At 63.7% G+C, this 24,310-nt stretch carries 26 protein-coding genes and 1 pseudogene; 14 read left to right on the top strand and 13 right to left on the bottom strand.

Translation table 11 applies throughout. From position 1 onward, the window contains the following. Positions 1-56 precede the first annotated feature (56 nt). Together FJ426_RS04035 and FJ426_RS04030 are read left to right on the top strand one after the other, a co-directional pair. Positions 57-329: a DUF1127 domain-containing protein gene (locus tag FJ426_RS04035; protein ID WP_246675483.1), complete on the top strand. Its 273-nt coding sequence runs from the start codon at positions 57-59 to the stop codon at positions 327-329. 73 nt (positions 330-402) lie between these two features. Then, positions 403-696: a muconolactone Delta-isomerase family protein gene (locus FJ426_RS04030; RefSeq protein WP_140547678.1), complete on the top strand. Its 294-nt coding sequence runs from the start codon at positions 403-405 to the stop codon at positions 694-696. A gap of 65 nt (positions 697-761) precedes the next feature. Here the strand turns inward: FJ426_RS04030 and FJ426_RS04025 are convergent, their stop codons facing one another. The 9 genes and pseudogenes from FJ426_RS04025 to FJ426_RS03985 all read right to left on the bottom strand — a co-directional run bounded on the left by FJ426_RS04025 (position 762) and on the right by FJ426_RS03985 (position 8,152). Next, positions 762-1,415 (bottom strand): hypothetical protein, encoded by a 654-nt coding sequence (locus tag FJ426_RS04025; RefSeq protein WP_140559079.1) that lies wholly within the window; start codon positions 1,413-1,415, stop codon positions 762-764. A 138-nt stretch (positions 1,416-1,553) separates the two neighbouring features. Further along, positions 1,554-1,928, bottom strand: a complete 375-nt coding sequence (locus FJ426_RS04020; RefSeq protein ID WP_140514279.1) for an avidin/streptavidin family protein — start codon at positions 1,926-1,928, stop codon at positions 1,554-1,556. Positions 1,929-2,082: 154 nt separating this feature from the next. Continuing rightward, positions 2,083-3,996: a DUF4396 domain-containing protein gene (locus FJ426_RS04015; protein ID WP_140559080.1), complete on the bottom strand. Its 1,914-nt coding sequence runs from the start codon at positions 3,994-3,996 to the stop codon at positions 2,083-2,085. A 237-nt stretch (positions 3,997-4,233) separates the two neighbouring features. Beyond that, complete coding sequence (locus tag FJ426_RS04010; protein ID WP_140559081.1) at positions 4,234-4,824, bottom strand: DUF308 domain-containing protein; 591 nt, start codon at positions 4,822-4,824, stop codon at positions 4,234-4,236. Between the two features lie 311 nt (positions 4,825-5,135). Beyond that, positions 5,136-5,759, bottom strand: coding sequence for a hypothetical protein (locus tag FJ426_RS04005; protein WP_140559082.1), 624 nt, complete (start codon positions 5,757-5,759; stop codon positions 5,136-5,138). Positions 5,760-5,853: 94 nt separating this feature from the next. Next, entirely contained in the window at positions 5,854-6,435 is a 582-nt protein-coding gene (locus FJ426_RS04000; protein WP_140559083.1) for a TetR/AcrR family transcriptional regulator, read from the bottom strand. Positions 6,436-6,596: 161 nt separating this feature from the next. Beyond that, a complete protein-coding gene (arsB, locus tag FJ426_RS03995) occupies positions 6,597-7,661 on the bottom strand; it encodes an ACR3 family arsenite efflux transporter (protein ID WP_181176916.1) in 1,065 nt (354 codons plus the stop codon). Between the two features lie 65 nt (positions 7,662-7,726). Next, a pseudogene (locus FJ426_RS03990) lies at positions 7,727-7,804 on the bottom strand (arsenate reductase ArsC); the annotation flags it as partial. Positions 7,805-7,819: 15 nt separating this feature from the next. Continuing rightward, positions 7,820-8,152: a metalloregulator ArsR/SmtB family transcription factor gene (locus FJ426_RS03985; protein ID WP_140554651.1), complete on the bottom strand. Its 333-nt coding sequence runs from the start codon at positions 8,150-8,152 to the stop codon at positions 7,820-7,822. A 281-nt stretch (positions 8,153-8,433) separates the two neighbouring features. Here FJ426_RS03985 and FJ426_RS03980 point away from each other — a divergent pair, with 281 nt between their 5' ends. Then, the gene (locus FJ426_RS03980) at positions 8,434-9,411 is read left to right on the top strand and encodes an alpha/beta hydrolase (protein WP_140491520.1); all 978 of its coding nucleotides are present in this window, start codon (positions 8,434-8,436) and stop codon (positions 9,409-9,411) included. Between the two features lie 27 nt (positions 9,412-9,438). Next, entirely contained in the window at positions 9,439-9,870 is a 432-nt protein-coding gene (locus FJ426_RS03975; RefSeq protein WP_140491522.1) for a nuclear transport factor 2 family protein, read from the top strand. A 61-nt stretch (positions 9,871-9,931) separates the two neighbouring features. On the opposite strand, the gene FJ426_RS03970 is transcribed toward FJ426_RS03975, so the two are convergent. Then, the gene (locus FJ426_RS03970) at positions 9,932-10,825 is read right to left on the bottom strand and encodes a LysR family transcriptional regulator (RefSeq protein WP_140491524.1); all 894 of its coding nucleotides are present in this window, start codon (positions 10,823-10,825) and stop codon (positions 9,932-9,934) included. A gap of 167 nt (positions 10,826-10,992) precedes the next feature. On the opposite strand from FJ426_RS03970, the gene FJ426_RS03965 reads away from it, so the two are divergent. From FJ426_RS03965 to FJ426_RS03945, 5 genes are all read left to right on the top strand, one after another. Next, entirely contained in the window at positions 10,993-12,183 is a 1,191-nt protein-coding gene (locus FJ426_RS03965) for an MFS transporter (protein WP_140559085.1), read from the top strand. Between the two features lie 113 nt (positions 12,184-12,296). Further along, on the top strand, positions 12,297-12,647 hold the full coding sequence (locus tag FJ426_RS03960) for a cyclophilin-like fold protein (protein ID WP_318013179.1): 351 nt from the start codon (positions 12,297-12,299) through the stop codon (positions 12,645-12,647). Between the two features lie 16 nt (positions 12,648-12,663). Beyond that, positions 12,664-13,680 carry a zinc-dependent alcohol dehydrogenase family protein gene (locus FJ426_RS03955; RefSeq protein WP_140559086.1) on the top strand — a complete coding sequence of 339 codons (1,017 nt, stop codon included), beginning with the start codon at positions 12,664-12,666 and terminating at the stop codon, positions 13,678-13,680. Between the two features lie 56 nt (positions 13,681-13,736). Continuing rightward, positions 13,737-14,195 carry a cupin domain-containing protein gene (locus tag FJ426_RS03950; protein ID WP_140559087.1) on the top strand — a complete coding sequence of 153 codons (459 nt, stop codon included), beginning with the start codon at positions 13,737-13,739 and terminating at the stop codon, positions 14,193-14,195. A 63-nt stretch (positions 14,196-14,258) separates the two neighbouring features. Beyond that, positions 14,259-14,999, top strand: a complete 741-nt coding sequence (locus FJ426_RS03945; protein WP_348640072.1) for a carboxymuconolactone decarboxylase family protein — start codon at positions 14,259-14,261, stop codon at positions 14,997-14,999. A 146-nt stretch (positions 15,000-15,145) separates the two neighbouring features. On the opposite strand, the gene FJ426_RS03940 is transcribed toward FJ426_RS03945, so the two are convergent. Together FJ426_RS03940 and FJ426_RS03935 are read right to left on the bottom strand one after the other, a co-directional pair. Next, a complete protein-coding gene (locus FJ426_RS03940) occupies positions 15,146-15,703 on the bottom strand; it encodes a TMEM175 family protein (protein WP_246675481.1) in 558 nt (185 codons plus the stop codon). 141 nt (positions 15,704-15,844) lie between these two features. After that, positions 15,845-16,546, bottom strand: a complete 702-nt coding sequence (locus tag FJ426_RS03935; protein ID WP_181168309.1) for a GntR family transcriptional regulator — start codon at positions 16,544-16,546, stop codon at positions 15,845-15,847. 218 nt (positions 16,547-16,764) lie between these two features. On the opposite strand from FJ426_RS03935, the gene FJ426_RS03930 reads away from it, so the two are divergent. From FJ426_RS03930 to ggt, 5 genes are all read left to right on the top strand, one after another. Beyond that, positions 16,765-17,805 carry an ABC transporter substrate-binding protein gene (locus FJ426_RS03930; RefSeq protein WP_140559090.1) on the top strand — a complete coding sequence of 347 codons (1,041 nt, stop codon included), beginning with the start codon at positions 16,765-16,767 and terminating at the stop codon, positions 17,803-17,805. Positions 17,806-17,874: 69 nt separating this feature from the next. Continuing rightward, complete coding sequence (locus FJ426_RS03925; RefSeq protein ID WP_140559091.1) at positions 17,875-18,957, top strand: ABC transporter ATP-binding protein; 1,083 nt, start codon at positions 17,875-17,877, stop codon at positions 18,955-18,957. Continuing rightward, entirely contained in the window at positions 18,957-19,883 is a 927-nt protein-coding gene (locus FJ426_RS03920; RefSeq protein ID WP_140524273.1) for an ABC transporter permease, read from the top strand. The genes FJ426_RS03925 and FJ426_RS03920 overlap by 1 nt, the downstream gene beginning before the upstream one ends. After that, entirely contained in the window at positions 19,880-20,680 is an 801-nt protein-coding gene (locus FJ426_RS03915; RefSeq protein ID WP_140559092.1) for an ABC transporter permease, read from the top strand. The genes FJ426_RS03920 and FJ426_RS03915 overlap by 4 nt, the downstream gene beginning before the upstream one ends. A 48-nt stretch (positions 20,681-20,728) precedes the next feature. Continuing rightward, entirely contained in the window at positions 20,729-22,315 is a 1,587-nt protein-coding gene (ggt, locus tag FJ426_RS03910; RefSeq protein ID WP_140559093.1) for a gamma-glutamyltransferase, read from the top strand. A gap of 85 nt (positions 22,316-22,400) precedes the next feature. On the opposite strand, the gene FJ426_RS03905 is transcribed toward ggt, so the two are convergent. Continuing rightward, positions 22,401-24,176 (bottom strand): ABC transporter ATP-binding protein, encoded by a 1,776-nt coding sequence (locus FJ426_RS03905; RefSeq protein WP_140559094.1) that lies wholly within the window; start codon positions 24,174-24,176, stop codon positions 22,401-22,403. Positions 24,177-24,310 lie beyond the last annotated feature (134 nt).

Raw genomic sequence — 24,310 nt, 5'->3', positions numbered from 1 at the left:
TCATTCGCCGCCTTCGCCTCGGGGTTCGACCGGTCGCGAAAAAAAGGAGAAATGCGATGGACGCAGTCGTCAACGGCGCCGCCGTGGAGCGGGCCGAAACAAGGAGTGCACCGCAGCGGCGTGGAGTCGAGGCTCTACAGATTCTGATGGCGCGCGTCGCGGCGATCTTGGTCTGGGTCGAAGCCGGTATGGAAAGGCGCCGGAGCCGCCGCATGCTGATGGAACTCACGGACTCGCAATTGCAAGACATCGGTCTTTCTCGCGCCGACGTTGCCGGCCGAGACTGGAAAACCGATCCTTTCCGCCCTGTTCCAGCCGATGGTCGCTAAATAACCATGACAGGCATCAAGCACCCACCGGGACAAACCGGAAAGCCTTACCTTCATCAACAGGAGAAAGAACATGCAGTTCATGGTCTTGACACGTCGGCGGACGGAAAGCTTCAACGACGCGGACTACACGCCCGAGAGACTGGAAGCCGAAGCCGAAGGCGTTCGCCGACTTTTCATGGCGAGCACCGTGCGACAAATCTGGAACCGCGGCGACATGGGCGGCGCTTGTCTTCTCATGGAGGCCGAAACGGAGGAAGAGGTTCGCTCGGTGCTCAATGCCCTTCCGCTGTTCAAAAGCGGCATGCAGGAAACGGCCTCCATTGTTCCGCTACGGCCATATAGAGGCTTTGGGCCGCGGCAATAGAAGATGTCACAAGGCATGCATGGTATATGGGACCTCGGCCAAGCGATCCCTGGCTCCGCAGAGCTTCATTCCCCGCGCGTGCCTGGGAAAAGAACCGTCAGTCTTTGCTCGGCCGCCGTCCAAGCCCGCAGGTGGTAGCTGCGCAGCACGAACACGCTTGCAGCGAAGGCAAGCATCCCGGCTGCCACACCGAGAGCCATTCCGGCGCCGGCTGCCGCTGTGGCGGCTATGCCCGTAAAGACACCTGCGATGGCGCTGCTGATCACGCTCACCATTCCGGCCGTGGTCATGAAATACTGCAACGGCGATGGGCTGAGCCCCTTGTCCACGAGCACCGCCGAGCGATCGTCATGCGTGGAATGAACGAGGTAGCTTTGCATGGCGGGCGCGACTTCGACGTAGTAGTGCCGGATCCGCGCCATTCCACGGGCGTGCACCATGTCCTCGATGGCGACCTGCACGGCGCGGACGAAGGTGACCAGGCCGATGAAGAAAACGCAGGGCAGCAAGATCAGGCTGAACAGCACGAACGGCGTACCCATTTTCGTGACCTGCGCCACGAATGACAGAGCGATCGCCGCGCTTGAGACCGATGTGAGGAACAGATTGGCGCGCTGATTCGCCTCCTGAATGGTGGCCGCGCGGGCGGTCTGCAGCACGAAATGCTCGGTTGTCATGCATTGCAGGACTACCCGCGCGTCGTTGCCTTCTTCCGCCATCCCATCCGTCCTCCGGTCGGCTCGACCACAGCGCCGCCGAAATCGCTCAGGATCGGCAGGCCGCCTTCAGTCGCGCATATGCGGGCCTGGCGGCCTTCCGTAGCCGCCGATGGAGCCACGCCGGCCCGAGAGGCTGGGTCATTCCACGCGCTCGAACACATCCAGGCTGGTCCCGAAGGCGCGCCATGCCCCAACTCTGACCATCCTGGCAGGCGCCCCTTCCGCCGATGCGGTAAGGGTCTGCCCTGCAACGGTATGCCAAAGCATCTCGAGCTTACTTTCCCGCAGAATACCGGTGTAGCTCACGGCCGCAGGCCCGGCCTTGCCCTGTCCCGCAGCCGTGAAGCCGATTACGTCGCCGCAAGCAGCGCCATGGATCGGAAGTTCCTGACCAAAGAAACTGCTGTCTTCCAACGCCGTCCTGAACGTGCCGCGGATGACGCCTTCCGCATCGTCCTCGATGATGACGGTCGAGCCGTATTGGTTTCGCCAAGTCCCGATCCAATCTGGCATGGTGCACTCCACGAGCGGTTCGGGATCAACGTGCAGGGCCCGCCCGTGTTCCGAGGCTGCCTGCGCCGCTCGGCGTCGAGGCCAACCTCTGGGCAGCCGTCGCCGGGCCGAGTGCGGCGCTGATGCCGCAACAGCGCCAATTCCGGCGCCCGCGTCAGCTGACGTCGATGACGACCATCAGCCCGCCGCCGCCCTTTTGCTCGACATTGTTGTTCGTCGTGTGGTGCGGAATGTGGCAGTGGATGAGCCATTTGCCGGGTCGCCGCGCCGTCCAGACGACATCATAGCGCTGGCCCGGACCGACATTGATGGTGTCGGCGAGGAAGCGGGCCGAAGGGGGAATGGTCTCGCCGTCGCGCGCGACGACCTCGAATGGTCCGCCATGAATGTGCATCGGATGGATGAAGCCGTTGTTGGTGCCGATGAAGCGAACCTTCAGGGTCTCGCCGACCTTCATGCGGATCGTCTCGGTGGAGGGATAGGCCTTGCCGTTGATGGTGAAGAAGTTCGGCATGCCGCCGTCCATCGGCATCGAGGGATAGGTCAGCCCCTCTCGCACCAGCCATTCCTGCAACTCGATGACGTAGTCATGGTCGGCGGCGACCTCATCGGCGGGGTTGGCGGGATCGATGATCAGGGCGCCATAGAGGCCGAGTGCCTGGGTGCGGTCGGGCTTGGCGTGCGGATGGTAGAAATAGGTGCCGTGCTGGGTGGCCGTGAATTCGTAAGAATAGGTCTGCCCCGGCTCGATCGGGGCCTGCGTGATCTCGGCCGGCCCGTCCATCTGGTTGGGCAGGATCAGGCCATGCCAGTGCACGGTCGTTTCCTCAGGCAGATCGTTTGTCACGTTGACCCTGATGCGGTCACCCTGCCGGATGTGGATGCGCGGGCCGGGAATCTGGCCGTTATAGGCATAGGCATCGACCGCGACGTCCGGCAGGATCTGCCAGCGGATCACCGAGGGCCTCAGCTCGAACACCTTCACGCCGTTCTCCATTCGGAACGGCAGATCCTGGTCGCCCTTGGTGGCGAGGTCGTATGAAGCGGTGACGAGGCGCGGATCGGCCGCCGCCATGTCGCGCATGGCGTCGGCCGGGGTGTCGCGGTCCATGATCATGCCCTGCGGCATGATCACCCCGCCGACGTCGCGGGCCGAAAGCCTGAGGTTCAGCCAGTTCGCCGGAGCGGCCATGCCAACACCAAGCGCAATCAGCGACACCACGCCGAGCGCGGCGATCTGCGGCGTGGTCGCGTCCGACCGCGTCTGATGGCCGCCCTTGCTTTTGTGGGAACCCGTGTCGTGGCCATGCTCGCGATGACCATGGCCACCGGCCTGCCGCATTTGCGTCTGCGCATGCTGCCTTCTGGCAGCGGGCTCCTGGTTGTCTTTCCCGGCCTCCGGCGGGCGCTCGGTCATCAGGCCGTGCTTCAACTCGCGCGCAACCAGCCAGACATTGGCGGGGTAGGCAAGCGCGAAACCGGCGATGACGCCGAGCGACATCACGCCCCAGAACAGCAGCTCGGTCGGCTCCATGGCGCGCATGTCGCGGCCCATCATCAGGAAGCTCATGACCGGCGCCATGCCGGCCATCATGAAGTTCATCGAAATGAACTCGGGCAGGAAGCTCTTGCGCACGTTTTCCCAATAGCTGCCGCCCATCATCGATTTCATGAACAGCGACTGGAAGATGAAAAGGCCGAACGCGAAGCCGGCGAGATATTCGACGATGAGATCGAGCCACATCGGCAGGCCGAGCGTGGCGGTGACGACCGCGGCAAGGATGATGCCCGTCGCATCGCCGGCGACACAGTGGATGGTCGAGCCGACGCCCTGCTTCCAGAGCGGACTGGTGAAGGCTTCATGCTCGCCCGGGCGCGGCTCCTTGTCGGCGAGCACGTAAAGCAGCAGCCCGAGCGGGCCCATATAGAGCGTCACCAGGATGAAGCCCCATTTCATCACCACCGGCTCAGGATTGTTGCGGTACTGGTCAACGCCGACATAGAGCGTCGAGGCCAGGGCGAGCACGAACCAGGCGACCAGAAAATAGTCGATCGGTTGGATAAGCATGGATTCGGCCTCTTGCGCCGTCAGATAAAACGGCAGGTTGTGCCCTCCTGCGGATGAACGCGGCCGTGGCCGATACGATCCCGTCTGTTCCTCTCATACGCCGACTGCTCGATCCCGCCGACTTCGAGCCGAGTTGTACTGACCTGACCGGCCCCGATGCGCTGCGGTTCATCTGCTGATCAGGACAACCGTCGATCGCCGGCCACGATCGGATACGCCGTAGGCCGACAATGTGGATCATGCCTGTACGGATGCCACTTTCCGGCGCCGCGAATGCGAGACGGTGAGCCAAAGGGCTGACACGAGGAAATAGAAGGCGCCGAAGCCAGCGTAGCCTGCGATGTTGGCGATCGAGGGCGCTGCGGACATCTGCGCTTGCGCGATGAAGAATGCGCCGGCGACAGCCGATTGGCCTCCGCTCAAGATCATGGCCCATTGGCCTCCGGCGGTTTTCCAGCGCCGGATTGCGGTTCCAAGCTGCAGCAGACCGGAGAAGATTGCCCACACGCCGAAAACGCCGAGAACCCAATTCATGTTCATCGCCAGCGCCATGATGACTGCAAGGGCGACCACCGAACTGATTGCAACGTTGAACGCTTGCGTACGATTGACGGCAAGCCCGCCGTTGCGGGAAGCATCGACATAATTGGCGGCTGCATCCCAGGCAGGATAGGCAACAAGCAAGACAGCCGCGATGGACGCCGACTGCCGGCCGACCGTCAAAGCGGCCACGACCCAGACGACGGAAAAGGCCGCACGGGCGAGGTAATACAGCTTGAGCCACTTGTCCTGGTCATTTGAAACAACTTCACCGCGATCGCGTCTCATTGGATATCCTTCGGGTATGGTTCAATGTGTGTCTGATGATCTCGGCCACCACAGGTGGCCGAGGCGCTTGTCAAAGAGGGCTGTTTCACCCTCGTAGCCTTCATTTATCCGCCAATTTCGCCCGAGAGCCGGCGCCGAGGTTCAGGCCACAGCCGTCGGCGAATGCGCCGCTTCCGGTGCATGGGAAATGCTGCCGGCGTTTCGGACGAGCGGTAGGCCTTCACTGTCGCGTTCGTCCGCGCCGAACCGCTCAGCGTATCTTTCGCCACCGCCGTGATGGCCGACAGCCTGCGAACGAGCGGCGACCTGGCTCACATGGGTGGGACCACGCCATTTTTGCCAACGACGACCTGATGACCGATCGTTTCGCTTGCGGCCTTCTCGCCTGCTATGAAGACGACGGCACCCGGGACCAGATCATCCTGAGTTGCCGGAGCGAGGGTCACGACGGGGGTGCCATCCGGGATCGCGATCTTCTTTTCCTTGCCTTGGTAGGACACGGTCACGGTGCGCCCGTCGACGTCCTTGACGGCATCGGCGACTGTTGCGTTGGTCATGCTGCTGTCAGGCCTCAGATCCCACCCGTAGTTTCCCTCACCTGCGCCTTTCAGCGCGGGCGGGAAGATCAGGACTTCCAGCGCGCCGTCACCGCCCTTGTCCTTCGGCAGCGAGGCAATTCCGACGAAGTCGCCTGGCTTGATATCGGCCACCTTCGCAGCAGCGACGGCGGATATCTTCCAGCCATCAGCCAGGACAACGTCAACAGTCTCGCCTTCCCGCGTGGTGACCTTCAGCGTCGAAGCGCTGAAGGTCACCACGCTGCCCCTGATGTGGATCTGCTCGGCCTCCCGGCTTTGAGCCTGAGCGGGCGCCGTGATGGCGAAGGTCGCCGGGATACCGACGACCAAGAGAGCCGAGAGGAGTTTGTGAAACATGGGGAATTCCTTACCTACTAGTTGGTAGTTTACTGCGGCGCATTTGTGGATCTCTTGTCGGGGCGACCTGTCGCTTAGCCGCCCGGCACTGATATCATTCGGGCTTCAGCCTCCGCAGGGTCGGGTCGAGAATTGTAGCGAAGACGCCAGGCTTTCCGTATGCCCGAGCCGATAGCATCGCGCCATGAACGGTGGCCATGAGCGCCTCTGCCTCCACCCGCGCCGGACCAGAGATTTTCAGGGAGCCTTGCTGTTCGCCGCGTTCGATGACCGACGTCAGCCACGCCGAGAGAAACTGAAAATACGCCCGTACCTCCGAGACGACCTCGTTCGGAAGCGCTGGAAGTTCGCTTGCCAGCAGCGCACATACGCAGAACGGGATGCTTGCATCCTCGATGCATCTGGCCCAATAACCCGCGTAGGCCTGAACGAGTTCGAGCGGTTCAGGCACGCTGCGCTCGAGATCGGCCATGCCGGCTTCGGCGTTCTCGCGGTAACGCGACACAAGCGTACGCACCAGATCGACCTTGCTGGGGAAGTGGTGGTGGATGCTGGCCTTGCGTATGCCGACCACGGCCGCGATGTCTGCGTAGCTGAATCCATTATAACCGCCGGCGATGATCAGCTTTTGTGCGGAGGCCAAAATCTCGTCAGATGTCGTTGAAAAGTTGCTCATGCACCCTGTCTACCTTCTAGTAGGCAGACTGTCAAGCGGACGGATACCCGCGCAATTAACGGGAGTGCGTCGCGCGGCCATCCCGAGCTTTTCCTGCAAAGCAGTCCACCAGCAGGCTGCCCGGCCGGCTGAGGATCAACGGCTATTTCGCAATTTTTCGATCAGGGTCGAGCATTAATGTTTTCGGCAACACGGGACACTGCCCGGCCGCCCTCGTACCAGTCTTTGGAGCGGTTCACGATCCAGACCACGGTGAGCATGACCGGCACTTCGATCAGCACGCCGACGACGGTGGCGAGCGCCGCCCCCGACTGAAAGCCGAACAGGCTGATGGCGGCGGCGACCGCCAGTTCGAAGAAATTCGAAGCGCCGATCAGGGCCGAGGGGCCGGCGACGCAATGCTGTTCGCCCGAGACACGGTTGAGTAGGTAAGCGAGCCCTGAATTGAAATAGACCTGGATCAGGATCGGCACGGCCAGCAGCGCGATGATCAGCGGCTGCGCCAGGATCTGCACGCCCTGAAATCCGAACAGCAGCACGAGCGTGGCAAGCAGGGCTATGAGCGAGAGCGGCTGAAGCCGCTCGAGAAATCGCTTCAAGGCGGCTTCGCGGCCCGCGGCGAGCAGCCGCCGACGCAGGAATTGGGCGCCGATGACCGGCACGACGATGTAGAGCGCGACGGAGAGGACGAGGGTATTCCAGGGTACGGTGATGGCCGAGAGGCCGAGCAGCAAGCCGACGATCGGCGCGAAGGCGAAGATCATGATGGTGTCGTTAAGTGCGACCTGGCTCAGCGTGAAATGCGGTTCGCCTTTCGTCAGGTTCGACCACACGAAGACCATCGCCGTGCAGGGCGCGGCCGCCAAGATGATAAGGCCGGCGATATAGCTGTCGATCTGGTCGGCCGGCAGATAAGGCCGAAAGAGATACCCTATGAACAGCCAGCCGAGCGCCGCCATCGAGAACGGCTTCACCGCCCAATTGACGAACAGTGTCACACCGATTCCGCGCCAATGCTCCTTCACATGGCCGAGCGCGGCGAAGTCGATCTTGACCAGCATCGGCACGATCATCAGCCAGATCAGTGCCGCGACCGGCAGGTTGACCTTGGCAATCTCGGCCTCGCCGACGGCGTGGAAGACGCCTAGCATGAGACGGCCGAGCGCGATGCCGGCGAGGATGCACAGCGCCACCCACACGGTCAGGTATTTCTCGACGAAACCAATGCCGCCGCCCGCGCTCAAAGCGTGATCGTTCATGATACTTTCCTTGCTCAGCCGGCTTTCGGAAGGTTGAGTATCGCCTCGGCGATGATCGACCTTGCCGAATTGCCCGTGCAGAGGAAAAGAACGTTGTATGGCTCGCTCATGGCGGATGCCTCCTTCTAACACTTGCAGGTGACCGCCTGGATCACGGGCCGACAGAGTTCCGGCGCGCCATTGCAGCAGTCTTCCATGAGATAGGCGAGCAGATCGCGGAATCCGGTCATGTCGGCAACATAGCGGATTGTGCGACCATCGCGCTCGGCGCGGACGAGGCCGGCATGGTCAAGAACCTTGAGGTGCGCCGACATCGTGTTCTGCACGATGTCGAGGCGATAAGCGACCTCGCCGGCGGGGGTCCCCCCGGCGCCCGCCTGGACAAGCAGGCGAAAGACCTCGAGCCTTGTATCCTGGCCGAGTGCCGCCAAAGCGAGGAGAGCTGATTTTTTATCCACGTATCTATAAATCCAGAACTAAGGCTTCGTAGGGCCGACATATGACAGCCGGATGACAATAGGCAAGCGCGCTCATCGCGTTTGAAGCTGGGGCAGAAGTTCGGGAACCGCAAAGCGGGCGCCGACCAAATCTCGGATATTCATTGCCGCGATCATTCCTGAGACCGGCGACAAAAGATGCGTGACTTTCGAGACAGGCATTCGGTTCGCTCAACCCACTCGTTGCGGCGTCCGCCGCCAGCCGTTAAACAGAGACTGACACACGAGCGTGAGAAGCAGCCGTGAGCGAGCCGACGCAGCGAATGGTCGAGACCAACGGCATCCGCCTCAACGTCGCGGAGCAGGGCGATGGCCCTTTGGTGCTCTTGTGCCACGGCTTTCCCGAATCCTGGTATTCGTGGCGCCATCAATTGAGTGCGCTCGCGGCGGCGGGCTTTCACGCCGTCGCCCCCGACATGCGGGGCTATGGCAGGAGCGATCGGCCGGAGGCGGTCGAACAGTATACGCTCTTCCATCTGGTCGGCGACATGGTGGGCCTTCTCGACGCCCTCGAAGCGCCGACCGCCATCATCGCCGGCCACGACTGGGGCGCCGTCGTCGCCTGGCACGCGGCGCTGATGCGCCCGGACCGATTCCAAGCCGTCATCGGCCTCAGCGTGCCGTTCCGGCCGCGGGCCAAGGTGCGCCCAACCAGCGTGATGCCGCGAACGACGGACTCGCAATTCTACCAGCTCTATTTCCAGCAACCCGGCATTGCAGAAGCCGAGCTGGAGCGGGACCCCCGGACCACGGTGCGGGCCATGCTTTACGCCGCATCGGGGGATGCCTCGGGCACGAGCGCGGGTGGAATCGGCATGGTTCCACATGATGGAGGTTTCCTGCAAGCCGTCGAGGCACCGCCGGGCCTACCGCCCTGGCTCAGCCAAGGCGACCTCGATTTCTACGCCGGCGAGTTCCAGCGCACCGGTTTCGCGGGAGGTCTCAACTGGTACCGCAACATCGACCGGAACTGGGAGCTGATGGCGCCCTTTGCCGGCGCGCGGATCAAGGTCCCCGCCCTCTATATAGCAGGCGACCGCGATCTGGTTGTCGCCTTCCCCGGAATGGATCAGCTGCTGGCCAATCTCGGAAATTTCGTCCCGCAACTCCGCGACAAGTTGATGCTGCCCGGCTGCGGGCACTGGACCCAGCAGGAACGCCCGGACGAGGTCAACGCCGCGATGATCCATTTCCTCCGGAGCGTGCGGGAACAGCGCTGATCCGAGGACACGACCGGAGCGGAAATCATGGAGATGAGCGTAAAGAGATTTTTTGAACGCTATCAGCGGTTTTTCAAGGAGTCGCTTGGCGGCGGCATGGATATGGATGAGGCCGCGTCGCTCTACACGTCGGAGTTCATAGCCGCCTCGCCTGCCGGCGTCGTGACCGGAAAGAACGACGATCAACTCAAGCAAGTCATGGCTCAGGGCTATGCCCACTACCGGGCAATCGGAACGAAAGAGATGCGGATACGCGACATCGGCATCTCGCCGATCGACGAGCATCATTGCGTTGCCCATGTTGCGTGGACCGCGACCTATGCCCGCAAGGGTCAAGCGGACGTCGAGATAGATTTCGACGTTCACTACCTTGTCCGGAAACTCGACGGCGAGCCGAAGATATTCGGATGGGTGTCGGGCGATGAGCAGGCGCTGCTGAAGAAGCACGGCATCATCTGAGGTCCGCCGCTCCCATTCCCGGTTGTGCTCAGCCCCGTCCTCGGCTTCTGTGTGGTGGCCATCATTGGCTGTGTTTTCGAAGCGCGTCGACAATGACCTTGAAGGCCGGCGAGTTCTGGCGACTGCTTGGATAGTATAGGTAATAGCCGGCGAATTTCGGCGACCAATCGTCGAGCACGAGTTGCAGCCGGCCGGCGGCAACATGCGCCGTGACCAGATCCTCGGGCACATAGGCAAGCCCGTAGCCGGCAATGGCGGCGTCGACCATCGGCAGGGTCGAGTTGAACACGAGCTGGCCATCGACGCGCACGCGCAGAGCCTGGCCGGCCTTCTGGAATTCCCAGGCATAGAGGCCACCGGCGCTGGTCATGCGCAGGTTAATGCAATTGTGGCCGATCAGGTCCTGCGGCGCCTTCGGCACACCACGTCCGGCGATGTAGGCCGGCGACCCCACGGCAACAAGCCGCCAGTCCGGCCCGATGCGCACGGCGATCATGTCCTTCTCCACGCTTTCGCCAAGCCGCACGCCAGCATCGAAACCATCCTCGACAATGTTGCGCAATCCGTTGTCCCGGCTGAATTCGAGCTTGATGTCAGGATAGTCGGCAAGGACGGGCCGCAGTTTCGGCCAGACCAGCTGCTCGAGGGCGTGATCGGAGACGGTGATGCGCACGGTCCCCGAGGGTTTGTCGCGATAGGCCGTCAGCGCCGCGATGTCGGTTTCGATATCGACGATGCGCGGCGCAAGGGATTGACGCAACCGCTCCCCCGCCTCGGTCGTCGAGACACTGCGCGTCGTTCGCGCCAGCAGCCGCAGGCCCATGCGGGTTTCGAGCCGCTTGATGGTGTGGCTAAGGGTCGATTGGGTAATACCGATCTTGGCGGCGGCCTTGGTGAAACTGCGCTCCTCGGCCACCATAAGAAACCACAGAAGATCGTTGAAGTTTTCGCGCATGGCCTTCTGCCCCGCTGAATACGGCCCGGCGTTATTTATGGCCTACATCGATAAGTTCAAGCGAATTTCAGCGCCTAATCATTCCAATAGTCCAGCGCTATCTCCTGTCGCGAACACGCCGCCGATGCGTTTTCCGGCGGCCGGCTTTTTGTGCGTGGTGACGGCTGATGGAAACGACTTACGACGACAGGCTGGTGAAGCCTCGGGCAGCATGGGGTGCGGTGTTCTCGATGACGCTTTGCGTCGCCGTCCTCATCGCTTCCGAGTTCATGCCGGTCAGCTTGCTGACGCCGATCGGCGACGGGCTCGGCATCACCGAAGGCCGGGCGGGACAGGCGATCTCGGTCTCCGGCATCTTCGCGGTCGTCACCAGCCTTTTCATCACCGGCCTGACGCGGCATATCGACCGCAAGCTGGTGCTGACGTCGTTCTCGCTGCTGCTCGCCGTGTCCGGCCTGGTGGTGACCTTTGCGCCCAACTATGCCGTGCTGATGATCGGCCGCGCCTTGCTCGGCATTGCCATCGGCGGTTTCTGGTCGATGTCCACCGCGATCGTGATGCGCCTCGTGCCGGAGGACTCCGTGCCCGAGGGCCTGGCGATGATCAACGCCGGCAACGCCGTCGCGGCAACCATATCGGCGCCGCTCGGAAGCCTGCTCGGCGATTATGTCGGCTGGCGCGGCGCGTTCTTCCTCGTGGTGCCGCTGGCCCTCTTTGCCCTTGTCTGGCAAAGCCTCAGCCTGCCTGCGCTGCCGCCACGCGGCCGCAAGGCGTCGGGCAATGTCCTCCGGCTACTGCTGCGCCGTCAGGTCGCGCTCGGCATGGCCTCGATCCTGTTGCTCTTCATGGGCCAGTTCGCGCTCTTCACCTATCTCAGGCCTTTCCTGGAAACCGTGACCGGTGTCGGCGTTTCGGCGCTCTCGGCGATCCTGCTCGTGATGGGACTTGCAGGCGTCGCCGGCACCTGGACCATAGGCCGGCTGCTCAAGACGCGGCTCTACAGCATCGTCATCATCATTCCGCTGGCCATGGCGCTGTTGGCGGTCGCATTGATCATGCTTGGATCGATGCCGGTAGCCGTCACCGCGCTGCTCGTCGGCTGGGGCTTTTTCGGAACTGCGGCGCCGGTCGGCTGGGGCACCTGGCTGAGCCGCGCGCTACGCGACGATGCCGAAGCCGGCGGCGGCTTGCAGGTCGCCGTCATCCAGTTCGCCATCACGCTCGGCGCGGCGGGCGGCGGCCTGCTGCTGGACACGCTCGGCTGGCGAAGCCCCTTCGCACTCGGTGCGGTGCTGCTTGTGGGATCCGCGCTGGCCGCGGCGGCAGCCGCCCATGATCATGGCAAGGGCGCGCCATGACACGCAGCCACATGACGCGCCGCACCGCGGTTGCCGCCGCACTGGCAGCCGCGTTCGCGCCCTCCGCCGCACCAAGCCAAGCCCGCGGAACGGACGGACAGGAGAAACCGTTGATGAGGATTGCTATTGAAGTGGACGCAATGCGCCTGACGGCATCCCTGTTCGACAATCCGAGCGCGCAGGATTTCGCCGCGATGCTGCCGCTCGACCTGACACTGGAAGACTACGCATCCGTCGAGAAGATCGGCTACCTGCCGCGCAAATTGCGGATCGAGGGCAGCGGCCCGTTCGACAATGAGGCCATCGGCGACATCGCCTACTACGCGCCCTGGGGCAATCTCATCTTCTTTTATGGCCCCTACCGGTATTCGCGCGGCCTGATCCGGCTCGGCCGGCTCGACAGCGGTATCGCACCGCTGCTGCGCGGCGGACGCTTCAACATACGCATAGAACGCCTGACATAGGCTCAAGGAGAAAACCATGCTCGGAACAGTTCTCTACGGTGCCGGCGACATCCGCTGCGAGGAAGTGGCGGAGCCCGAAATCCTTCATCCCACCGACGCCATCCTCAAGCTCTCGGCCACCTGCATCTGCGGCTCCGACCTGTGGCCCTATCGCGGGCTCCAGCCGCTGAACGAACCGATGCATATGGGCCACGAATATTGCGGCGTGGTGGTGGAAGTGGGCAGCGCGGTGAGAACGGTGAAGCCCGGCCAGTTCGTCGTCGGCTCGTTCTGCACCTCCGACAACACCTGCCCGCATTGCCGCTTCGGCTTCCCCTCGTCCTGCGAGCAGCGCGAGTTCATGAGCCGGGCGCAGGCGCCGATGCTGCGCGTGCCCCTTGCCGACGGCACGCTGGTCGCCACCCCCGGCATGCCCGAGGACGATCTGATCCCGAGCCTGCTGGCGGCATCGGATGTGCTTGGCACCGGCTGGTATGCCGCCGACGCCGCGCACGTCGAGCCCGGCGCGACCGCGGTCGTCGTGGGTGACGGCGCGGTCGGGCTGATGGGCGTGCTTGCGGCCAAGCAGATGGGCGCTGAGCGCATCATCGCCATGAGCCGCCACAAGACGCGCCAGGATCTCGCGCTCGAATTCGGCGCCACCGATATCATTTCGGAGCGCGGCGATGACGGCGTGGCGCGGATCAAGGAGCTGACCCACGGCGTCGGCGCGGAATCCGTGCTGGAATGCGTTGGCACGCAGGAATCCATGATGCAGGCGATCAACTGTGCCCGCCCCGGCGGCTCGATCGGCTTCGTCGGCGTGCCGCATGGCGTCCAGCTCGACGGCCAGGGCCTCTTCTTCGCCCAGAAGAGCCTGCTCGGCGGCCCCGCGCCCGTGCGCCGTTTTCTTCCGCATCTGATGGATCTGGTGCTGGAGCGCAAGATCAATCCCGGCAAGGTCTTCGACCTGACCCTGCCGCTGGCCGATGTCGCCGAGGGCTACCGCGCCATGGATGAGAGGCGGGCGATCAAGACGCTGCTTCGTCTGTAAGCGCCGCACTGCGTTCAGCCCACAAATGCAGGGGAGCGAACCTTAAGGAGACCAAAATGAAGAAAATCCTGACAGCAACGGCCGCGAGTGTGGCGGGAGGTATGCCCGTGCAAGCGCAGGGCATCGAAATCCGGACAAACGGCAGCACGCCGGCGATGATCGGAGCGGCAGAAAACTTTACCGGGCAAGCGGTCATCACTGCGCTGTTTCCCGCCACCGAGATAACGGGCGCAAGCACAGGGCTGGTGAACTTTGCTCCCGGAGCGCGCACCGTCTGGCACACCCATCCTGCCGGTCAGTTGCTGATCGTCACATCAGGCCAAGGCTGGATTCGCGAAGACGGCAAGGAGGCCCTCGTCATCAATCCAGGCGACGTCGTCTGGATTCCCGCCGGGGTGAAGCACTGGCATGGCGCGACCGCCACCAGCCCGATGGCCCATATCGCGTTGAGCTACATGCATGACGGCAAGAATGTCGACTGGCTGGAGCCTGTCTCCGACGAGCAATACCGCTGACCGTACGCAGGAACGAAAGGCATCATCATGAAACCTTCAACCATTCTCGCACTCGCTTTGTCGATGGGGGCTGCCGACGCTGCGGCGCAGACGGGATCGCAGACCGGCAGCCTGCCTCCAGAGGATGTGCAGGCCGTCTCGCCCGCCCTTGCGCGCTATGCGACGGACAAGCTTGCCAATGACGTTTGGAAGCGCCCCGGCCTGTCGCGGCGCGATCGCAGCATCGTCACCATCGCGGCGGTGGTCACCCGCAACCAGGGCATACTCCTGCCGGAGCAGTTGAGCCTCGCCCTCGACAGTGGCGTGAAGCCGGCCGAGATCTCGGAGATGATCACGCATCTTGCCTTCTATGCCGGGTGGGGCAACGCGATGGCAGCCACGGCGATCGCCAAAGCGGTGTTCGAGGCACGCGGCATCGGGTCGGACCAGCTCCCCAAGGCTGTCGTCGATTTGCTGCCGCTCGACGAAAAGGCGGAGGCCGATCGTGCCGCACGGGTCGAGCAAGGCACGGGACCGGCGTCGCCGGGCCTGGTGCGCGACACGACGGAAGTGCTGTTTCGCGACCTGTGGCTGCGTCCCGATCTCGCGCCGCGCGACCGCAGCCTGGTGACGGTCAGCGCGCTGGTCGCCGCCGGTCAGGTGGAGCAGATTCCCTATCATCTCAACAGGGCCATGGATAATGGACTGACGCGCGCCGAGGCCTCGGAGGTGATCAGTCATCTCGCCTATTACGCGGGATGGCCAAACGCTTTCTCGGCAGCCCCGGTCGCACGCTCCGTATTCGAGAAGCGCTCCGCCGACTGACCGTTTTCGGCCGTGACGGCTTCTCCATTCGAGCAGCGCGAAGTAGCAATGCGGCGAGCATCTGGAGAACTGCCCAGGGCAAATTCAGTGCGGTCTGGCGGATCGAGGCCGAAAGCCGACGCGGGCGGCATGACCTGACATTGCGCTCAGCCGGCACGCGATCCCGGCGCTTCCGGCCGGAGATAGACCGTCAGGCAGCAGCAACAGATCGCCAGTCCGGCGATCGGGTATTTCAGGGCGACGACCGCCGCCAAGCCGAAAAGGCACAGCGTCACGATCGAGCGGATGCGCATGACCTTGCGCACCTTGAGCGGCACGGCGTCGGCCGGCATCGGGTCGATGAGTTCCCGGATCAGGAGAATGTAGGTCAGGTTCACCAGGAAGAAGACGACCGCGTAGAACGCTACCGGCTGCGGGGCCAGCTCGCTGACCGCCATCCACGCGGTTGCCAGCGGCAGCAGCGACACCGAGAACAGGTGCGCGAAATTGTACCACATCAGGCTGGTCGTCGCCGCCGTGGCATGGCGCAGGAGATGATGGTGGTTCGCCCAGACGATGGCGATGAAGAGATAGCTCACGCCGTAGCTCAGCCATGTCGGCCACAAGGCCAGCAACGCAGTGAAGGTCGGCACCTCCGGTGGACGCAGGTCAAGCACGAGCACGGTGATAAGGACGGCGAACACGCCATCCGAAAATGCGCTCAATCGCTCAAGCCCTGTCGAGGGAAGCACCTGGAGTGTCCTTGTCGAGGTTCGTCCGGCCTATGGTAGCATCGCCACCCGCAATATCCATGGCTGCCCAGTCGAGATCGCTAACGCGTTGCTTCGCGCCAAGTCCAACCCCGCTCACGACGCCTTGGCCAGAAAGCTCTGGTAATCCGATTTGGCCTGCAGCAGGCGCAGCACGTTCTCGCGCGAGCCGCGCACATGGGCGCGCGCCAGGGCGCCGGCGCGCTTGGCGTCGCCGGCGCAGATCGCCTCGACGATCTCGGCATGCTCGTCGCGGGCGATCTTCCATTCGTCGAGCCACAGCAGTTCCGTCCAGACATAGTGCTGGCACCTGTCGAGGATGCCGCACAGCATGCCGTGCAGCATGGCATTGCCGCTGATTTCGGCGATGACGCGGTGCAGATCGATGCCGACTTCAAGCTCCTGGAATTTTTCCCTTGTGGTTCGATCCGCAATGGCGGCCAGCCTCTCGCATTCGGCCAGCATGGCGCGCAGCCGCGCCTTGTCTTTCTCGGTGGCCGCAGCCGCCGCCAGTTCGGTGGCGTGGCCGTCGAGCAGTTCGCGGATGTCGAAGGCCTCGCGGAACATGTTTATGTCGAACTCGGTGACGGCGTAGCCCTGCCGCGGCCGGCCGGTGACCAACCCGTCGCGCTCGAGGCGGTTGAAGGCCTCGCGCACGGGCGTGCGGCTGACATTCAGCTTTGCCGCAATGTCGCTCTCGGTGACGCGCGCGCCCGGCGGGATCTGGCCGGTCACGATCATTGCCTTGAGCGCGGAATAGACCGAGTCGCGCAGCGTGTTTTTTGTTTCCTTGGCCAAGTTCCGTATCCAGTCTCCGGTCCGTGCCGGAAATCGATGTGTTTCGCGCGTAGCTGTATTCAAAATCGGCGCGTTTTGCCATTCCCCGGCCCCGGGTCGGTGGCCCCAAGGCCCCGCCGAGCGGTGTTGACTTCGCTGATCCCCGAGCTACACTCAAAATTGTATACAAAATCGCATGCGAAATCAAAAACAATGGGAACACCGGTTGGAGAACCGAAATGAACAGCACCAAAGGCATTAGCGTCGTTGCCATAGCGGGCCTCATGGCCACGGTCACGGCGCCCGCCGCGGCAGGCGACACCATTACCGTCGCCTCATGGGGCGGCACCTATCAGGAGGCGCAGGCCAAGGCCTTCTTCAAGCCGACCGCCGATGCGCTCGGCATCACCATCAAGGAAGACACCACCAACGGTCTCGATGACGTGCGCCTGCAGGTGACAGGCAACGCGGTGAAGTGGGACATCACCGAGCTCGGCGCCGACGAATGCGCGCGCGGCTCGAAGGAAGGGCTTTTCGAAAAGCTCGACTACAACCTCATCGACAAGAGCGGCATCGATCCCAAGCTCGTGCATGACGACTGGGTCGGCATCTCCTACACCTCCGTGGTACTCGTCTACCGGACCGACGTGTTCGGTGACAAAGGCCCCAAGACCTGGGCCGATTTCTGGAATGTGGAGAAGTTTCCCGGACGGCGCGCACTGAGCAGCAGTCAGGCGACGGAGACGCTTAGCGTTGCAGCCCTCGCCGACGGCATTCCGATCGACAAGGTCTATCCTGTCGACATCGACGGCGCGCTGAAATCGGTCGACAAGATCCGTGGCCATGTCGATGCCTGGTGGACTTCCGGCGCGCAGGCCATGCAACTGGTGAAGGACGGCGAGGTCGACATGGCAAGCATCTGGAACGGCCGCGCCGGCACCTTGAAGAAGGAAGGCGCGCCGGTCAGCTTCTCCTTCGACCAGGGCGTACTCACCGCCGACTGCATGGTCATTCCCAAGGGCGCCAAGAACAAGGAGGTCGCGATGAAGGCGCTGGCGATGTTCGTCAGTCCGCAATTACAGGCCAATCTGCCGCTTTATGTCGACAACGGACCGGTCAACGAGAAGGCGTTCGAGACCGGGAAGATCCCGCCGGAGCGGATCAAGGACATCAACTCGTCGCCTGAGAACGTCAAGAAGCAGGTGCTGCAGGACGCCGAGTTCTGGCGCGACAACCTCGTCGAGGCGACGGAGAAGTTCAACAATCTGATCCAGCAATAGACCGGAAACCCTGACATTGCGGGGCCGCCTGGCCCTGCTTCTTGGAGTCCTGCCCAGGAGAAAACAATCTTGTCCATTGCGCCATCCGCGCTGCCGATCGGCATGCGCGCGATAGAGAAACGTTTTGGCTCCGTATCGGTGCTGCGCGACCTCAATCTCGACGTCGCGGCCGGCGAATTCCTGACGTTGCTCGGCCCTTCCGGCTCCGGAAAGACGACGCTGCTGATGATCCTGGCGGGATTCGTCAGGGCCAATGCCGGCTCAATCAAGGTCGGCGACGAGGAGATCATCACCACGCCGCCGCACAGGCGCAATATCGGCATGGTGTTCCAGAACTATGCCCTGTTCCCGCATATGAACGTCTTCCACAACATCGCCTTTCCGCTGAAGCAGCGCCGCGTTCCGGCCGCCGAGACGGTGGAACGCGTCGAGAAAGCGCTGGAGTTGGTGAAGTTGCAGGGCCTCGGCGAACGGCGCGTCGACCAGCTCTCCGGTGGCCAGCGCCAGCGCGTGGCGCTGGCGCGCGCCATCGTGTTCGAGCCGCGCATCGTGCTGATGGACGAGCCGCTGTCGGCGTTGGACAAGGGCTTGCGCGAGCACATGCAGATCGAACTGCGCGCCGTGCATCGGCGGCTTGGCATGACGACTGTCTATGTCACGCACGACCAGCGCGAGGCGATCACCATGTCGGATCGTATCGCCGTCATGAATGCCGGGCGCATCGAGCAGCTCGACAAGCCCGAAATTCTCTACGCCGCGCCGCGCACCCGGTTCGTCGCCGGCTTCATCGGGGAATCGAATTTCATTCCCGTCGAATGCCGCAGCGGTTCGGTCTGGTACGAGGACAGGCAAATCCACACCGCGGCGCCGGCGCCGGCATCGGGCCAGCAGCTGATGGTGGTGCGGCCGGAAAAGCTGCGGCTGCTGTCAAATGCAGAGCCGGCCAAGGGCGTCAACGTGCTCAGCGCGACGCTCAGTGACGTGATTTATCAGGGCGACAGCTTCGTCTGCTACGCCGTGCTGCGCGACGGCAGGCAGCTGACATTGCGCGACTATTGCCGCAGCGACGTGCTGGCCAGGTTGCCGGCCTCCGGGCAGCCGATCGCGCTTGGCCTCGATGCGCAGGATACGATCCTGGTGGCGGCGGACTGATGAGCGTGCAAACCGCCACGATGGACGAGGCAATTGGCGCCATGACCCAGGACCTGAACGCGCATGCGTTGCGCGCCGATGCGCGGCGCGAGCAGTTTCGGCTGTTGGCGCTGCTGTCGCCAAGCCTGTTCCTCGTCTTTGCCATCATCATCGTGCCGATCGGCTGGCTGTTCTGGCTGTCGCTGTTCGACGAGGCCGGCGTCTTGAGCGCGGCCAACTATGCGCGCTTTTTCGAGCAGACCTCCTACATCAAGACCTTCCTCACCACCTTCAAGGTCGCCTTCATCGTCACCGCCGCTTGCGTGCTGCTGGGCTATCCCTTGGCTTATATGCTGTCGCAATTGCCGCGCCGGGCGGCGTCGATCTGCCTGATCTTCGTCATCCTGCCGTTCTGGACATCGGTGCTGGTGCGCACCTATGCCTGGCTGGTGATCCTGCAGCGCAAGGGGCTGATCAACAGCTGGCTGATCGACCTCGGAGTCATCAGCCAGCCGCTGCCGCTGGCCAACAATTTTTCCGGCGTCGTCATCGGCATGACGCATATATTGCTGCCGTTCCTGGTGCTGCCGCTCTACGCCTCGATGAAGACCATCGACACCGACTGCCTGCGCGCCGGGATGAACCTGGGCGCCGGCCCCGTCGCCACCTTCCGGCAGATCTTCTTTCCGCTGTCGCTGCCCGGCCTCGCCTCGGGCGTGGTCATCGTCTTCGTGCTGTGCCTCGGTTTTTTCGTCACGCCGGCGCTGATGGGCGGCGGCAAGGTTGTCATGTGGGCGATGCGCATGGAACAGACCACCAGTCTCTATTCCAACTGGGGCGCCGGCGCGGCGCTCGGCGTCGTGCTGCTCGCGGTCACGCTGGCGCTGCTCGGCCTGTTCCAGTGGCTGCTCGGCGCGCGCGCCACAGGTGTGTGGAGTTCGCGATGAGTGGAGATGTCGGCCTGCCGATCTCGCACCGGCAACGTCTGTGGCTCTATGCGCTGGGCGGCCTCGTGCTGCTGTTCCTGATCGCGCCGTCGGTCATCATCGTCATCATGTCGTTTTCGGATTCGACGCTGCTGCAGTTTCCGCCCCAGCAATGGTCGCTGCGCTGGTACCAGACCTACTTCCAGTCGCCGGAGTGGCGCGACGCGACGGTCGTCTCGGTCAAGGTGGCCGTTATGACAGCGCTGGTGGCGACGCCGCTCGGCACGGCCGCCGCCTACGCCATCAATCGCGGCACGCTGCGCTTCAACGGCAGCATCAACGCACTGATGACGGCATCGCTGATCGTACCTGTGATCCTGATCGGCATCGGCACTTTCTTCCTCTACGCGCGCATCGGGCTGAACAACACGCTGACCGGCCTGGTCATCGCGCATACGGTGCAGGCGCTGCCGCTGGTGGTGCTGACGGTGCTTTCGGGCCTGCGCTCCTACGACATGAACCAGGAGCGCGTGGCGCGCAGCCTGGGCGCCGGACGCGTAGCCGCCTTCTGGCAAGTTACCATGCCGCAGATCCGCTTCTCGATCGTCTCGGGCGCGCTGTTTGCCTTCATCACCTCCTTCGACGAAGTGGTGGTTTCGCTGTTCATCTCGGGCGGCGAGACGACGACCTTGACGCGCCGCATGTTCAACGCCCTGCGCGACCAGATAGACCCGACGATCGCTGCCATCTCGACCTGCCTGATCGTGCTGTCGGTCGTGCTCTTGTCGGTGGCGCAGATCTTCGGCAGACGGCATTGATTTCACCGGACCAATTGGCTTCAAGTGACCAGGAGATATTCGGACAGAATGCGTGATTTCCAGTTTCCCGGCCGCTCGCCGGTCCGTGCCACCGAAGCGATCGCCGCGACCTCGCATCCGCTTTCGACGCTTGCAGCCATTGACATGCTGCGCGCCGGCGGCAATGCCATGGACGCCGCTGTCTGCGCCGCCGCCGTGCAGGGCGTGGTCGAGCCGCAATCGACCGGCATAGGCGGCGACTGCTTTGTCCTCTATTGCCCCGCGGGGCAGGGACACGTGCTGGCTTTCAATGGCTCCGGCCGGGCGCCCGCCAAGGCGACCGTGGACTGGTATCGCGACAAAGGCTTCAGCGAACTTCCCAAACAGGGACCGCATGCCGTGACCGTGCCCGGCGCGATCGACGCCTGGTGCAGGCTGCTGGAAGACCATGGCAGCAAGGACCTTGCAGAGGTGTTGGCGCCGGCGATCAACTATGCCGAGAACGGCTATGTCGTGCATGACCGCGTCGCCTTCGACTGGGCCGAACCGGAGACCGACCTGTCGGCCGACGAGCACGCCGCGCGCATTTTCCTGCCGGGCGGCGAGGCGCCCAGGGCCGGCGACGTGCACCGGCAGCCGGAGCTTGCCGCCACCTTACGCATCATTGCCAGGCATGGCCGCGCCGGGTTCTATGAAGGCACCGTGGCCGACGACATTGTGAGCCGGCTCAGGGCGTTGGGCGGACTGCATTCGCTTGAGGATTTCGCTTCGACCAAGGGCGATTATGTAGCGCCGGTCAGCGTCTCCTATGGCGGCCACGAGATCCACCAGATGCCGCCGAACAATCAGGGGCTGACGGCGCTCGTGATGCTGAATGTGCTGTCGGGGCTCAGGCTCGGCGAGCTCGACCCCGGCGGCGCCGAGCGCCTGCACTTGGAGATCGAAGCGGGGCGGTTGGCCTACCGCGACCGCGACCGTTTCCTCGGCGACCAGGACCATGTGCCGGTGCCGGTAAAAGAGCTTCTGTCGGCCGCCTATGCCGAGCGGCTGCGCGCCGAGATCGACCGCCAGCGTGCCATGACGCACCTGCCGGATGTGCAGCTGCCCGGCAGCGACACGGTCTACATCTCCATCGTCGACCGCGACCGCAACGCGGTCTCCTTCATCAACTCGACCTATTATTCCTTCGGCAGCGGCGTCGTCGGCCCGAAGACCGGCGTGGTGCTGCAGAACCGCGGCTCGAGCTTCCGCCTCGACCCGGCGCATCCGAACGCCATCGCGCCCGGCAAGCGGCCGATGCACACGATCATGCCCGGCATGGCGACGCGAAACGGCCGCGTGGTGATGCCGTTCGGCGTCATGGGCGGCGGCTACCAGCCGTTCGGCCATGTCCATCTTTTGACCAACATGCTCGACTTCGGCATGGACCCGCAGCAGGCGCTCGACGCGCCACGGGTGTTCTACAATGACGGCATGGTGGAGGCCGAGCGTCATGTGCCTGCAGAGGCAATCGAAGGCCTGCGCCGGCGCGGCCATGCCATCACCCAGCCGCACCACCCGCTCGGCGGCGGCCAGGCGGTGCTGATCGACTGGGAAAAGGGAACGCTGACCGGGGCGTCGGACCCACGCAAGGACGGAATGGCGCTTGGGTATTGATGGGATCGGGACAGCCGTCGCGGCCCGGATATGGCTGCAGTTGCCACAGGAAGCGTCGGCGCCGCCCCACATGAGCAGCATACCCTCACCCCGCCACCAGGTGACCGCCTCCGACATCGCTCAGCGCCAGCCTCTGCGGGCTCTCGCCCAGCCTCCGCGTCGCACTCGGAATCTCCTGGTCCAGCCTTGCGAACCGGCTCCTGCGCTTCGCCGGATCGGGCACCGGCACAGCTTCGATCAGCCGCCTGGTGTAAGGGTGGCGCGGGTTGGAGAAAACCTGGTCGCGCGTGCCCATCTCGACGATCTGGCCGAGATACATGACGGCGACGCGGTCGGAGATGTTTTCGACTACGGCCATATCATGGGAGATGAAGAGGTAGGCGACGCCGAATTCGCGCTGCAATTCCTTCAACAGGTCGAGCACGCGCGCCTGCACGGAGACGTCGAGGGCCGAAACGCTTTCGTCGGCGATGATCAGCTTCGGCCTTAGCGCCAGGGCGCGGGCGATGCAGACGCGCTGGCGCTGGCCGCCGGAGAATTCGTGGGGATAGAGCTCCATCTGGCCGGCCGACAGGCCGACGCGCTCGAATAATGCCGCCACCCGCTCTCTGCGCTCCTCCTTCGAGGCGACGCCATGGATGACCAGCGGCTCGGCGACGAGATCGCCGACGCGCATGCGCGGGTCGAGCGACGCGTAGGGGTCCTGGAAGATCATCTGCACGTCGCGGCGCACCGCCTTGCGCTGGTCGCGGCCGAGGCCCGACAGGTTGCGTCCGCCGATGACGATGTCGCCGGTATAAGGCACCAGTCCGGCCAGCGCCTTGGCGGTGGTCGACTTGCCGCAGCCGGACTCGCCCACCAGCGCCAGCGTTTCGTTGGGCGCGATCGAAAAGCTGACGCCTTCGACGGCATGGACGCGCCGGTTGACCCGGCCGAAGAAGCCGCCACGCAGGTCGAACCGGACATGCAGATCGGTGACATCGGCGACGTTCGCCGGCGCAGCCGGCTCGGCAATCTCTTTCGATTTCTGGCGGCCGGCGCCAGTGCCGATGCGCGGCACGGCGGCGAGCAGCTCGCGTGTGTACTCGGCTTGCGGCCTGGCGAAAATGTCCGATGTCTTGCCTTCCTCGACCATGCGGCCATGCCGCATGATGATGACGCGGTCGGCCATTTCGGCGACCACGCCCATGTCGTGGGTGATGAGAATGACGCTGGTGCCGTGCTGGCGCTGCAGGTCGCGCAACAGTTCCAGAACCTCGCCCTGCACGGTGACGTCGAGCGCAGTCGTCGGCTCGTCGGCGATCAGCACGTCGGGTTCCAGCGCCAGCGCCATGGCGATCATCACCCGCTGGCGCATACCGCCGGACAGCTCATGCGGAAACTGTTTCAGCCGGCTTTCGGCTTCCGAAATGCGCACTGCCTTCAACGCCTCGCTGGCGCGGCTTCGGGCCTCGGCGGGCGAGAGGCTGGTATGCGCCTCGATGGATTCGGTGAGCTGGCGGCCGATCGACAGCACCGGGTTCAGCGAGGTCATCGGCTCTTGGAAGATCATGGCGATGCGGTCGCCGCGGATGCGGCGCATCCGGCGCTCGTCGAGCGCTGTGAGATCGGTGTCGCCCGCATCCCCGCCAAGAAGGCGGATCGTGCCCGAAGATATGCGCGCGGCGGGCCGCGGCAGTAGTTGCATGATCGCCAGCGCGGTCATCGATTTGCCGGAGCCGGATTCGCCGGCGATGCAGAGCGTCTCGCCGCGTGAAAGCGTCAGAGAGAGGTTGGAGACGACGTCGCGCTCGCCGTCCTCGCCACGCACGGAGACGGAGAGATTGGCGATGTCGAGAATTGTTTCGGTGGCTGAGGTCATTGCAGACGCAAACCTGCAAGGGATTTATTCTGTGGCGCCCCCCACCCGGACCTTCGGTCCGACCTCCCCACAAGGGGGAGGTAGGGTGCCGGTTTTTTACCCTCCTCCTTGTGGGAAGGGTCGCTGCGAAGCAG

The sequence above is a fragment of the Mesorhizobium sp. B2-6-4 genome (assembly GCF_006441495.1).
Classification (GTDB): domain Bacteria; phylum Pseudomonadota; class Alphaproteobacteria; order Rhizobiales; family Rhizobiaceae; genus Mesorhizobium.
This window is presented reverse-complemented; position numbering and strand designations above follow the sequence as displayed.